Annotated in this window: 13 protein-coding genes and 1 tRNA gene; 5 read left to right on the top strand and 9 right to left on the bottom strand. The window is 64.3% G+C overall.

Annotated elements, in window-relative coordinates; all coding sequences use genetic code 11:
* Window positions 1–123 precede the first annotated feature (123 nt).
* The 6 genes from H3H39_RS08160 to cysS all read right to left on the bottom strand — a co-directional run bounded on the left by H3H39_RS08160 (window position 124) and on the right by cysS (window position 6,325).
* Window positions 124–216 (bottom strand) — tRNA-Ser (locus tag H3H39_RS08160).
* A gap of 114 nt (window positions 217–330) precedes the next feature.
* Window positions 331–1,578: an aspartate kinase gene (locus H3H39_RS08155; RefSeq protein WP_182152858.1), complete on the bottom strand. Its 1,248-nt coding sequence runs from the start codon at window positions 1,576–1,578 to the stop codon at window positions 331–333.
* 142 nt (window positions 1,579–1,720) lie between these two features.
* Entirely contained in the window at window positions 1,721–3,115 is a 1,395-nt protein-coding gene (gene tilS / locus H3H39_RS08150) for a tRNA lysidine(34) synthetase TilS (protein ID WP_229217926.1), read from the bottom strand.
* Window positions 3,116–3,226: 111 nt separating this feature from the next.
* Window positions 3,227–4,201 (bottom strand): acetyl-CoA carboxylase carboxyltransferase subunit alpha, encoded by a 975-nt coding sequence (locus H3H39_RS08145; protein WP_182152857.1) that lies wholly within the window; start codon window positions 4,199–4,201, stop codon window positions 3,227–3,229.
* A gap of 64 nt (window positions 4,202–4,265) precedes the next feature.
* Window positions 4,266–4,934, bottom strand: coding sequence for a DNA-3-methyladenine glycosylase family protein (locus H3H39_RS08140; RefSeq protein ID WP_182152856.1), 669 nt, complete (start codon window positions 4,932–4,934; stop codon window positions 4,266–4,268).
* Window positions 4,934–6,325, bottom strand: a complete 1,392-nt coding sequence (gene cysS / locus H3H39_RS08135; RefSeq protein ID WP_182152855.1) for a cysteine--tRNA ligase — start codon at window positions 6,323–6,325, stop codon at window positions 4,934–4,936. Before cysS ends, H3H39_RS08140 begins: the two co-directional genes overlap by 1 nt.
* A 283-nt stretch (window positions 6,326–6,608) precedes the next feature.
* On the opposite strand from cysS, the gene H3H39_RS08130 reads away from it, so the two are divergent.
* The 4 genes from H3H39_RS08130 to H3H39_RS08115 all read left to right on the top strand — a co-directional run bounded on the left by H3H39_RS08130 (window position 6,609) and on the right by H3H39_RS08115 (window position 9,515).
* Complete coding sequence (locus tag H3H39_RS08130) at window positions 6,609–7,223, top strand: peptidylprolyl isomerase (protein ID WP_182152854.1); 615 nt, start codon at window positions 6,609–6,611, stop codon at window positions 7,221–7,223.
* Window positions 7,224–7,330: 107 nt separating this feature from the next.
* Window positions 7,331–7,825, top strand: a complete 495-nt coding sequence (locus tag H3H39_RS08125; RefSeq protein WP_182152853.1) for a peptidylprolyl isomerase — start codon at window positions 7,331–7,333, stop codon at window positions 7,823–7,825.
* Window positions 7,826–7,882: 57 nt separating this feature from the next.
* On the top strand, window positions 7,883–8,641 hold the full coding sequence (locus tag H3H39_RS08120; RefSeq protein WP_182152852.1) for a UDP-2,3-diacylglucosamine diphosphatase: 759 nt from the start codon (window positions 7,883–7,885) through the stop codon (window positions 8,639–8,641).
* A 70-nt stretch (window positions 8,642–8,711) separates the two neighbouring features.
* Window positions 8,712–9,515: a transporter substrate-binding domain-containing protein gene (locus tag H3H39_RS08115; protein ID WP_182152851.1), complete on the top strand. Its 804-nt coding sequence runs from the start codon at window positions 8,712–8,714 to the stop codon at window positions 9,513–9,515.
* A gap of 25 nt (window positions 9,516–9,540) precedes the next feature.
* On the opposite strand, the gene H3H39_RS08110 is transcribed toward H3H39_RS08115, so the two are convergent.
* A complete protein-coding gene (locus H3H39_RS08110; protein WP_182152850.1) occupies window positions 9,541–10,497 on the bottom strand; it encodes a helix-turn-helix domain-containing protein in 957 nt (318 codons plus the stop codon).
* 145 nt (window positions 10,498–10,642) lie between these two features.
* Between H3H39_RS08110 and H3H39_RS08105 the strand changes: the two genes are divergently transcribed.
* Window positions 10,643–10,954: a cupin domain-containing protein gene (locus H3H39_RS08105; protein ID WP_182152849.1), complete on the top strand. Its 312-nt coding sequence runs from the start codon at window positions 10,643–10,645 to the stop codon at window positions 10,952–10,954.
* A gap of 6 nt (window positions 10,955–10,960) precedes the next feature.
* Here the strand turns inward: H3H39_RS08105 and H3H39_RS08100 are convergent, their stop codons facing one another.
* Both H3H39_RS08100 and H3H39_RS08095 read right to left on the bottom strand, forming a co-directional pair.
* Entirely contained in the window at window positions 10,961–11,710 is a 750-nt protein-coding gene (locus H3H39_RS08100) for a hypothetical protein (RefSeq protein WP_182152848.1), read from the bottom strand.
* 96 nt (window positions 11,711–11,806) lie between these two features.
* Complete coding sequence (locus tag H3H39_RS08095; RefSeq protein WP_182152847.1) at window positions 11,807–12,316, bottom strand: DUF6622 family protein; 510 nt, start codon at window positions 12,314–12,316, stop codon at window positions 11,807–11,809.
* Between the last annotated feature and the right edge of the window lie 137 nt (window positions 12,317–12,453).

The following is a 12,453-nucleotide window of genomic DNA, read 5'->3' as shown; positions in this document are numbered from 1 at the left end:
GCAGCGGCAGCAGTTGGGCGATTCGGAAAGGGTTGGGCCGGCACGGCCCAACCCTTCGAATCCCACCGTTCTGTCCAGAGCAAAACAAAAAGCCTCCCGCAGGGGAGGCTTTTTGTTTTGTTCTGGCGGAGACGGTGGGATTCGAACCCACGATACAGGTATAAGCCGTATGCATCCTTAGCAGGGATGTGCCTTCGGCCACTCGGCCACGTCTCCTAGTCGATTTCTCAACTATGTCTTCCTTAGCAAACTGCGCTAGAGCAGACGACCGTCATAGTATAGACCGCCGTCTGTTTGGTCAAGGTTGACGGTGATTTTTTTTCGAAATATTTACGCTTTTTCCAGTTCGAACGCTTTGTGCAGCGCGCGTACGGCCAACTCCATGTATTTCTCGTCGATCAGCACGGAAATCTTGATCTCGGAAGTGGAGATCATCATGATGTTGATGCCCTCTTCCGACAGCGTGCGGAACATCTGCGATGCCACGCCAACGTGGCTGCGCATGCCCACACCGACCACGGAGATCTTCGACACTTTGGCGTCGCCCGTGAAGCTGGCCGCACCCAGTTCTTCCTTGGCCGCCGTCAGCACGTCCATCGCCTTGGCGTAGTCGTTGCGCGATACGGTGAAGGTGAAGTCGGTCTTGCCATCCACCGATTGGTTCTGGATGATCATGTCCACTTCGATGTTGGCGTCCGCCACTGGGCCCAGGATGTGGTAGGCCACGCCTGGACGGTCCGGCACGCCCAGCACGGTGATTTTGGCTTCGTCACGGTTGAATGCGATGCCGGAGATGACTGCTTGTTCCATGTGTGTATCTTCCTCAAACGAAATCAGGGTGCCCGAGTTGGCTTCTTCTTCCAGGTCCAGCATAGGGTCGGTCAGCGACGACAGCACGCGCGTGGGCACGCGGTAGTTGCCGGCGAACTCCACCGAACGGGTCTGCAGCACTTTCGAGCCCAGCGACGCCAGTTCCAGCATTTCCTCAAAGGTGATGGCTTTCAGGCGGCGCGCTTCCGATACCACGCGCGGGTCGGTGGTGTACACGCCATCCACGTCCGTGAAGATCAGGCATTCGGACGCCTTCATGGCGGCGGCGATGGCCACGGCCGAGGTGTCCGAACCGCCACGACCCAGGGTCGAGATGTTGCCGTGCTCATCCACACCCTGGAAACCGGTGATGATGACGATCTTGCCGGCGTCGAGGTCGCGCCGTACTTTTTCGTCGTCGATGGATTGAATGCGGGCCTTGGTGAAAGCGGAATCGGTTTTAATCGCCACTTGCCAGCCGGCGTAGGACACGGCTTGCTTGCCGATCGCCAGCAGGGCCATCGACAGCAGGCCGACCGACACTTGCTCGCCGGTGGAGGCGATCATGTCGAGTTCGCGGGGATCAGGCTGGGCTTGAATTTCCTTCGCCAGCCCAATCAGGCGGTTGGTCTCGCCCGACATTGCCGACGGGACCACGACGATCTGGTGTCCAGCGTCGTGCCACTTGGCAACGCGACGCGCGACGTTCTTGATACGGTCCGTCGAACCCATCGACGTACCGCCATATTTGTGCACGATTAAAGCCATAACAGTGAGTTTTCCGCTCAAATAAGGAGTAAATGGAGCCCTTCACTGTACATGCCGCACTGCAAAATAACAAGTCAAAAACCGCATAAAATCATACAGTATCGGCATATCTACATGCAAAATTGCGCGAATGGAAGCTTGTCTATACAGACTCCCAGCGCAAGGCGATGCGCTCCCCCGTCCCCGCGCTGACATGCCTGCAATCCATGCCCAGCCCGGCCGCGAACAACACGTCGGCTGCCGTGCGCACCACGGGCAGGCGGCCGCGCTCCCAGGCGGGAATCCCACACTCTTGGTAGTGGTATTTCAGCGAGCGGGTGGAACGGTTGGCGGCCAGCTTGAGGCGTTCGCCGCCGCGGCGAAACTCGATCACCAGCGCCTGGCCACGCAGCCAGTCGGGTGCGAAACCCGTGTCGGCCACGTCGAAATGCAGCACGCCGCCGTAGGCCGGGAACGCCAGCGAGGCCTCGCCTTGCCACACGAAGTCCTGGCCCGGGCTTTGGTCGAACCGGTCTTCGCGGCTGCCGGCCAGATCGGCCAGCTTGGGCGTCAGGTACAGACGGTCGCGGTGGCGCCGCACGTGGCAGTCGGGATGGGTGACCAGCAACTGGGCGTCGTAGCGCGCTTCCAGCAGCTGGGTCAGCATTTCAGACAACCAGGCCGCGCTGGGCATGCGCAACTGGCGCGTGCCGAACCAGTGGCGCAGCAGGTTGTAGCTGCGGTCCTGGCTCAACAGACGCAGCTTGCCGATATCGAGGCAGTCGCCATCGAGGCAGGCGGCCAGGTCTTGCTGCGCGATTTCCGTCAGCAGGCGCTGGGCCGATTGCGCGTGCGCGGCGCTGCGGGCGAAGCGCTGCTGGAAGCCGGGGAAGGCTTGCTCCAGCGCCGGCATCACCTGGTGCCGCAAGGCGTTGCGGGCAAAGCGGGGGTCGCTGTTCGATTCATCGGTCACGTAGGCGATGCCATGCCCGGCTACATAGGCTTCCAGTTGCGGGCGCGAGGCCGACAGCAGCGGACGGGCCATCACCAGCGCCTCGTGATCCAGCAGGCCGGGGGCGACGTTGGCCGCGTCCATGCCGGACAGGCCGGCCGGGCCGGAGCCGCGCAGCAGTTGCAGCAGCACCGTTTCGGCCTGGTCGTCCAGATGGTGGGCCGTCAGCAGCAGCGTCGCGCCGTGCTCGCGGCACATGCCGCCCAGCGCGGCGTAGCGGGCCTTGCGGGCCGCCGCTTCCGTGCCGGTGCCGTCGCGCTGGTCCAGCTGCACGCGGCGTGCGGCGAACGGTACGCCCAGCGCGGCGCAAGCCTGCTCGCAATGCGCCTGCCAGGCGTCGGCATTGGGACTCAGGCCGTGGTGAACGTGGAAGGCGTGCAGCGCGGCGCCATGTTCACGCGCCCAGGCGTGCGCCAGGTGCAGCAGCGCGGACGAATCGAGACCGCCGCTGAGGGCGACGGCCATGCGGGCCGTGACGCCCTGCCCCATCGCGTCCAGCGCATGGGCGAAGGTGGAGGCCAGCGTGGGGAGTTGTTGCTTCTTCAATCAGTGCTCCAAAAAGATAAAACCGGGGACGGGCCGCGCGCCGGGGAATCGCTTCCCCGCGCGGTGGCCCGTCCCCGGTTCGTGTTCATGCCAGGGGCGCTCGCCCCGTGCTTATTCCTGCGGCGTCGTTTCCTTGAACTTACCGTAGCTCATCAGCTTCTCATGGCGTGCCGACAGCAGGTCCTTGGTCTTCATGCCGTGGAACTGGCGCAGCGAGTCGGCCAGCGCGCGCTTGAGCAGCGTGGCCATCTGCTTGGGATCGCGGTGGGCGCCGCCCAGCGGTTCGGTGACGATCTTGTCGATCAGGCCCATGGCTTTCAGGCGGTGCGCCGTCAGGCCCAGCGCTTCGGCCGCGTCGGCGGCACGCTCGGAGGTCTTCCACAGGATGGAGGCGCAGCCTTCCGGCGAGATCACGGAATAGGTGGCGTATTGCAGCATCAGCACGGCGTCGCCCACGGCGATGGCCAGCGCGCCGCCGGAACCGCCTTCACCGATGATGGTGGCGATCAGCGGCACTTTCAGTTCCGCCATCACGTACAGGTTGTGGCCGATCGCTTCCGACTGGCCGCGCTCTTCCGCGTCGATACCGGGGAAGGCGCCCGGGGTGTCGACGAAGGTGAAAATCGGGATGCCGAATTTTTCGGCCAGCTTCATCAGGCGCATGGCCTTGCGGTAGCCTTCCGGCTTGGGCATGCCGAAGTTACGCATGGCGCGCTCTTTGGTGTCGCGGCCTTTCTGGTGGCCGATCACCATGCAGGCCTGGCCGTTGAAGCGGGCCAGGCCGCCCACCACGGACAGGTCGTCCGCGTAGCTGCGGTCGCCGTGCAGTTCATGGAAGTCGGTGAAGATTTCGTTCACGTAGTCCATGGTGTAGGGGCGCTGCGGGTGGCGCGCGATCTGCGCGACCTGCCAAGGGGTCAGCTTGGCGTAGATATCCTTGGTCAGCTGCTGGCTCTTCTTGGCCAGGCGATCGATCTCCTCCGAGATGTCGACCGCCGAATCGTCCTGGACGAAGCGCAACTCTTCGATCTTGGAATCGAGTTCCGCGATCGGTTGCTCGAAGTTGAGGAAAGTCGTTTTAGTCATTGTACCTCCGTGTTTTTGCTCAGCCAGGCAGGCTCAAAAATGCCGCACCTGGCGATTAGAGTCATTATTCTACAGGAACCGGGTCCAGACTACGCCATAAGTACCAGGTGGCCACCGTGCGCCAGGGTTCCCAATTGGCCGAAACCTCGCGCGCATCGCTGCGCGAGACGGGTTCGCCGGAAAAATAATTGACGCTGATGCCCTGGATCAGGCCAGGGTCGTCCAGCGGCAAGACGTTGGGGCGCAGCAGGTTAAAGATCAGGAACATCTCGGCCGTCCAGCGGGTGATGCCGCGGATCTGCACCAGTTCCGCGATCACGGCCTCGTCGTCCATCTGGTCCCACTGGCTGGCGTGCACGCGGCGCGCCTTGAAGTGGTCAGCCAGGTCGAGTATGTATTCCGTCTTGCGCTTGGACAGGCCGCAGGCCGCCAATTGCTCGGCGCCGGCCTTGAGCACTTGCGCCGGGGTGCACTTGGGGCAAGCCAGCAGCAGCTTGCGCCAGGCCGTGTCGGCCGCCTTGGTGCTCACTTGCTGTCCCACGATGGAACGGGCCAGGGTGGTGAACGGGTCGTCATGGCCGACCAGGTGCAGGTCGCCAAATTGCGGGATCAGCTTCTTCATGATGCGGTCCCGCTTCATCAGCTCGATCTTGGCCTCTTCCCAGTACGGCGGCACGGCCGCCGTCGCAGTGGCGGCGGCGCCGCCCACGTTCATCTCCTTGGCGGGGACCATTATGCGCGGCGCCAGTTGGTGCTGCCGTCAGGCTTGTCTTCGAGGATCACGCCGGCCGCCAGCAACCCGGCGCGGATGCGGTCCGACTCGGCAAAATCGCGCGCCTGCTTGGCGGCCTTGCGGCGCGCGATGGCGTCGGCGATGGCCGCTTCGTCCAGCCCGGCGGCCTCGCCCACGCTGGCTTGGCGGAACTGCTGCGGCGTGCGCTCCAGCAGGCCGATCACGCCGGCCAGGCCCTTGAGCTGGCGCGCCAGCACGGGCGATTTGGACTTGTTCAGTTCCGTGGCCAGGTCGAACAGCGCGGCCACGGCCAGCGGGGTGTTGAAGTCGTCGTCCATGGCGTCCGCGAAGCGCTTGGCATGTTCCTCGTTCCAGTCCAGCGGTTGGCCGTCGCCGTCCACGCCATCGAGCGCCGTGTACAGGCGCGTGAGGGCGCCGCGGGCGTCGTCCAGGTGGGCGTCCGAGTAGTTCAGCGGGCTGCGGTAGTGGGCGCGCAGGATGAAGAAACGCACCACTTCGGCGTCGTATTTCTTCAGCACGTCGCGGATGGTGAAGAAGTTGCCCAGCGATTTGGACATCTTCTCGTTATCGACCCGCACGAAGCCGTTGTGGATCCAGTAGTTGACCATGGTGTGGCCGAACGCGCCTTCGGACTGGGCGATCTCGTTCTCATGGTGCGGGAACTGCAGGTCGGCGCCGCCGCCGTGGAGGTCGAACTGTTCGCCCAGCAGCGCGCACGACATGGCCGAGCACTCGATGTGCCAGCCCGGACGGCCCTTGCCCCACTTGGAGTCCCATTTCACTTCTTCCGGTTCCGATTCCTTGGACGACTTCCACAGCACGAAGTCGAGCGGATCGCGCTTGCCCGTGTTGACGTCCACCCGTTCGCCGGCGCGCAGATCGTCCAGCGACTTGCCGGACAGGCGGCCATATTGGGGAAAGTTGCGCACGGCGTAATTGACGTCGCCATCGGCGCCCTGGTAGGCCAGTTGCTTGCTTTCCAGTTGTTCGATCAGGGCCAGCATCTGCGGCACGTACTGAGTGGCGCGCGGCACCTGGGTGGGCGGCAGGATGCCCAGCGCCGTGGTGTCCTCATCCATGTACCGGGTGAAGCGGGCCGTCAACTGGGAGATCGACTCGCCGTTCTCCACGGCGCGTTTGATGATCTTGTCGTCGATATCGGTGATGTTGCGCACGTAGTTGACGTCGTAGCCACTGGCGCGCAGCCAGCGGTAGATCACGTCGAACGCCATCATCATGCGGGCGTGGCCGATGTGGCAGTAATCGTAGATGGTCATGCCGCAGACATACATGCCCACTTTACCGGCCACCATGGGAACGAAAGTCTGCTTGTCACGCGCCAGCGTGTTGTAAATCTTTAAATTACTCATCGCACTCTTGCTGTTATGCAGGCACCGGCCAGTTGGCAATACGACGCCGTGGCGCCCACACTGGAGGGTGCGGCGCCGGCACGCGTGTTATCACCTTGGAAACTGACGGGGTCCTCGTTATTGTTCTTTTTTCCAACCTTGTCGGGTTAGAATGGAACGTCGTCGTCAAGTATAGCATTGATAAAATCCCGGCTGGCCCGATCTACCTTAGGTTTTTTGCAGCACCCTGCGAATATTCAATTACTTTACTTTTAAGCACATCCCTTCTGACCAGGAACCCAACATGCTTTCCACCCTGCAACAACGCCTGCCCACCGTCGGCAAATTCATGAGCCTGTTCGCGGGCGTGGCCCTGTCCGGCGCCGTGCTGGCGGCCGACGCCACGCCGCAAGTGTCGATGAAAACCTCCATGGGCGAGATCGTCGTCGAACTGGACCACGACAAGGCGCCCAAGACGGTGGACAACTTCCTGCAATACGTAAAAAGCGGCCACTACAAGGGCACCATCTTCCACCGCGTGATCGACGGTTTCATGATCCAGGGCGGCGGTTTCGACACCAATCTCAAGCAAAAGCCCACCAAAAAGCCGGTGCAGAACGAAGCCAACAACGGTTTGACCAACGCCCCCTACACCATCGCCATGGCCCGCACGGCCGACCCGCACTCGGCCACGGCCCAGTTCTTCATCAACGTGGCCGACAACGAGCCGCTCAACTACCCCGGCCGCGACGGCTTCGGCTATACCGTGTTCGGCAAGGTGGTGAAGGGCCAGGAAGTGGTCGACAAGATCAAGGGCGTGCTGGTGGACGACAAAGGCATGTTCCAGAATGTGCCCGTGGTACCGGTCGTGATCACCTCGGCCACGATTTTGAAGACTCCCGTGCAGCCAAAACTGTAAAATAGCGGTTTGCCCCCGGTCACGCGCTTGGCGCCCGCCGGGACAGTACTTGGAAGTTGTTTCAAAATGACTTCTTAAATAACAACTCAATCAACACAGGATGCATTATGACCACCGTTATCATCACCACCAACATGGGCAAGATCACCGCCGAACTGGACGCTGAAAAAGCACCGAAGACGGTCGCCAACTTCCTCGCCTACATGACCGCCGGCCACTACGACAACACCATCTTCCACCGCGTGATCGACGGTTTCATGATCCAGGGCGGCGGTTTCGAGCCAGGCATGAAGCAGAAGCCAGCCGACACCACGGTCGAAAACGAAGCCAAGAACGGCCTGAAGAACGAGCCCTACACCCTGGCCATGGCCCGCACCTCGGCGCCACACTCGGCTTCGGCACAGTTCTTCATCAACGTAAAAAACAACAGCTTCCTGGACTACCCAGGCCAGGACGGCTGGGGCTACGCCGTGTTCGGTAAAGTGACCGACGGCACCGACGTGGTGGACGCGATCCGTAAGGTCAAGACCACCCGCAGCGGCATGTTCGCCGACGTGCCAGCGGAAGATGTGATCATCGAAAAAGTGGAAGCCGCCGCTTAATCGGCATTTAGTACAAGGCCGCCGTACCCGCTGCGGCGGTCTTTCTGGATTTCAGCAATGCCCACATCGCCCCCACTCGCCTTATTTATCTCCGACCTGCACCTGCAAGCGTCCCCCCCGCATACCACCAACGCTTTCTTGGCCTTCCTGGACCAGCATGCGCGCCATGCGCGGCAACTGTACCTGCTGGGCGACCTGTTCGAATACTGGGCCGGCGACGACGACCTGCACGATCCCTATCACCAGCAAATCATCGCGGCGCTGCGCCGCGTGGCCGATGCCGGCGTGGCCGTGTACTGGATCGCCGGCAACCGCGATTTCCTGGCCGGCGCCGGCTTCGCGCAAGCGGCTGGACTGACCCTGCTGCCGGAAATCCACGTGGCCGACATCGGCGGCCAGCGCGTGGCGCTGCTGCACGGCGACGCCCAGTGCACGGACGACAGCAAGTACATGGAATTCCGCGCCATGGTGCGCCAGCCCCAATGGCAGCAGCAGTTCGTGGCCATGCCGCTGGCTCAGCGCAAGGCCATCATCGCTGGCATGCGCGCGCGCAGCCGCGAGGACCAGGGCAGCAAATCGTACGAGATCATGGACGTGGCGCCGCCCGCCATCGCCGCCGTGTTCGCGGACACGGGCGCGCGCGTCATGATCCACGGCCACACCCACCGCCCCGCCCTGCACACGGTGGGCGACACGCGCCGTTACGTGCTGCCGGACTGGGAGCCGGACGCCAGTCCGCCGCGCGGCGGCTGGATCGCCATCGACGCGCAAGGCGCCATCACGCGCCACAACCTGGACGGCACGCTGGCCGCCTGAACCTGCGCCAGCGTTGCAGGTTCGCTACCGGCGTGACTTTCCCCGGCGCGCTGCCTATAATCGGCGGCATATGCTGACCGCCCTGAACAACCCACGCCCCGCCATGCTGGCAGTATTCATGCTGCTGGGCGGAAGCGTCGCCGCGGCGGCCTCGCCCACCATCACCGTCAGCTGGCGCGACAAGCCGCCCTACCACTACCTCGATAACGGCGTGCCCAAAGGCTTTCTGCTGGAACGCACGCAAGCCATCTTCGCCGCCGCCGGCATCGCCACCCGCCTGGCGCCCGAACCGCAGAAGCGGATCTGGGCCAATTTCAGCCACGGCGCCACCAACTACTGCTCGTTCAGCTGGTACCGCCTGCCGGAGCGGGAAGCGGTGGGACAATACACGCTGCCGATCTCCATCGATCCACCGCACAGCGTGCTGGTGTCCGGCGCCGCGCTGGCGCGCGTGAAGACCCATGCCACGCTGGCCGCGCTGCTGGCGGACCAGGAACTGACGCTGGGGGTGGTCGATGGCGTGTCCTACGGCCCGGAACTGGACGCCATGATCGCCCACAGCGCCAACCAGATGATGCGCCGCACGGTCGACACCACGTCCATGATGCGCATGCTGAGCGTGGGCCGGGCCTCGATCATGCTGGTCGACCGCGAAGACTGGGAATACGTGCACCGGCACGAACCGATCCTGCAGTCGACCACCCGGCTCGATTTTCCCGACATGCCGCCTGGCCTGAAACGCTATATTGTGTGCAGCCGCGACATCTCGCCGCTGGTGATGGACAAGATCAACCAGGCTATCACGGCCACCGGCGGCGCCGTCCGCAGTTCCCATGGGACCGAGGAGGAGCGCAAGGCGCATCAGCGCCCCTAGCGCTCAGGCACGCATACACACGTGCTCACGCGCCGCCGAATTCGCGCCGGTAGCGGCTGGGCGTGGTGCCCAGCGTTTTGCCGAAATGCTGGCGCAGCGACAGCGCCGAGCCGAATCCGGCCAGCTCCGCCACCCGCTCTACCGAGTGTTCGCTCGTCTCCAGCAGTTGCCGCGCCAGCGCCAGCCGCTGCACCAACAGCCACTGCACCACAGTGGTTCCCGTCACCTGCCGGAAACGGCGCGTGAAACTGCGGCGGCTCATCAACGCGCGCCCGGCCAGCGCGTCCAGGTCATGTTGCTGGTGCAGATGGCGGCCCAGCCAGTCCAGCAATGCCAGGAAGCGCTCGCCACCGGCCGCATCGGCCATCGGCCGCTCCACGTACTGGGCCTGGCCGCCCTGCCGGTGCGGTGGCACCACCATGCAGCGCGCCACATGGCTGGCCACGGCGCTCCCGCTCAAGGAGCGCAGCAGGTGCAGGCAGCAATCGATACCGGCCGCCGTGCCGGCCGAGGTCAGCACATCGCCATCGTCCACATACAGCACGTCCGGCTGCACGCGCACGCGCGGGTAGCGGCGCGCCAGCGCGTCCGCGCCTTGCCAGTGCGTGGTGGCGGGACGGTCATCCAGCAGACCGGCCGCCGCCAGCACGAACGCGCCCAGGCACAGCCCCACCACGCGCGCGCCGCGCGCATGGGCCGCGCGCAAGGCCCGCAGCAGCGCCGGCGGCGGCACGTCGTCCGGGCTGGTCCAGCTGGGTACGATCACCGTGTCGGCCCGGGCCAGCGCCGTCAGGCCGTGATGGACCTGGATATCGAAACCGGCGCTGGTGCGCAGCAGGCCACGCTGCTGGGCGCACACCAGCAAGGCGATGCGGCGCTGGCTGCCTTCGTTGCAGTCGGCGCCGAACACATTGCACGGCACGGACAGATGGAATGGACTGATGCCGTCGAATGCCAGCACGGCGATGGTGTGGGTTTGCATGCCGCTCCCGGCCAGATAAATGAATGGCCCGATTATATCGAAGATGTGTATTCGGGCCACTGTTGGCGCGCGGCGCATGCGGCCACACTACCGCCATGGGTCGCCGCATGGTGCGCGCGGCCCGCCTCACGGAAAGGGAATATGCATGAAAGTCATCCGAAGCCGCGAATTCACGGCCAGCCGCGCCTGGGGCGCGATCGACATCGCCACCATGAACGGCATTTCCAGCCGCCTGCACTGGACCGATCAGCCGTTCGAATGGCACGTCAACGACGGCGAGGAAGTGTTCGCCGTGCTCGATGGCACGGTCGAGATGCTGTACCGCGAGGCGGGTGAGGAAGGCAGCGCCCTGCTGCATGCGGGCGACGTGTTCTTCGCCGGCGAAGGCTGCGCCCACGTGGCCCATCCGCGCGGCGAAGCGCGCGTGCTGGTGATCGAACGGGCTGTGGAACGCTAAAGCGCCTTAGCGGATGCCGCCCATGGCCGAGTTCAGACGGCGGATCAGCGCCGCGTTCATATCGCGGGTGGCGCCGTTCCAGCGTGCCATGGTGCGTTCCAGTTCGGGATAGAGCTGGCGCGCCAGCGCCGCGTCGCCCGTGGCGGCGGCCCAGATGGCGAATTCGGCGCGGGCGGCGAAGCTGCCGAAACGCGCCAGCGCGAATTCAAACTCCGCCTTGGCCTCATCCTGGCGCCCCGCGCCGGCCAGCGCCTGCGCCAGCAGCAGCGATACTGGCTCGGCGCGGAAATTGGGGTCGCGCTGGCGTATCAGTTCCAGGTGGGCGATGGCGGCCTGCGCCCGCTTGCCGGCCACGTTGGCGCACGCGGCGCCGTAGCGGATCTCCAGGTCGCCAGAGAACGGGCCTTGCAGGCATGCCTCGTAGCTGGCGGTGGCGCCATCGGCATCGCCCGCCGCCAGCTGGGCGGCGGCCAGGCGCATCTGGTTTTGCGCGGTGGGGGTGTAATCAAACGCGGCGCGCGCCTCGCGCAGTTCACGCGTGGGGTCCAGCGAGCGGGCGGCGGCGGCCACCACCTTGCGGGCGCCATGGTCGAGCCGCGAATTGGGCAGGTAGATCGCGATGAAATAGACGATGCTGCCCAACATGGGGAACGAGAACAGGATCAGCAGCCAGTACATCTGCTGCCCGCTGCGGATCACGTGCACGGCGAAGAACAACGCCACCAGCACATGCAAACCTATGCCAAAAATCGCCATGACTGCCCAATCAGAAAATTCGATGGGGCCGATTGTAGGACCTAAGCCCGGCGCCGACAACCTGCATCGCCGCCGGGCTGGGAAATCCGCTTCCGCTCAAGCCCGCACCGGGCCGGCGGCACGCTGCCAGACGGCCATCTGGCATGCCAGGCGGCCCAGGAAGGCACCGTTGAACATACCGAACACGATGCACACGGCCGCCACGAACAGGGAGTTCTCGCGGGCGGCGGGCTGCATCGCCACCAGCACGGCCACCACGTATTTGGTGCAGAAGATCGCCATCATCAGCGCCAGCGGCAGCCAGCTGCCGCGCAGGCGGATCGCGCCGCTGGCCGGATCGCAGGCGATGCTGCTGCTGTCGAAATTGCGCCATACAAGGCCGGCGCCGATCGACGCACCCGCCACCCAGCCGGCTGCCACCAGGCCGTCGAAACCGAACTTGTTGTTGATATCGAGCCAGGACAGCACCAGCATTACGGCGGGAATGACGACCAGGTTACGCATGGTGACGTCGCGATCGGCGCTGGCGGCCACGCCGCGCGAAATCAGGAAGGCCAGGATGAACCAGACATAGATCGGGGTGTGGCTGACGATTTGCTGCAACATGGTGGACTCCGTTGGTTTGTTGAAGAAGTGTCACCACTATGCCGCGTCCAGCCCAAACGGCGGTGGCGAAGCGATAAAACGGCGCCGCCGCGGCGCCAAATGCAGCCACGCGGCGCGAAATGCAGGTGTGAAGGGAA

The organism is Rugamonas apoptosis (genome assembly GCF_014042355.1).
GTDB lineage: Bacteria > Pseudomonadota > Gammaproteobacteria > Burkholderiales > Burkholderiaceae_D > Rugamonas > Rugamonas apoptosis.
The sequence above is the reverse complement of the archived record's forward strand: the minus strand, read 5'-3'. Positions and strand labels throughout refer to the sequence as shown.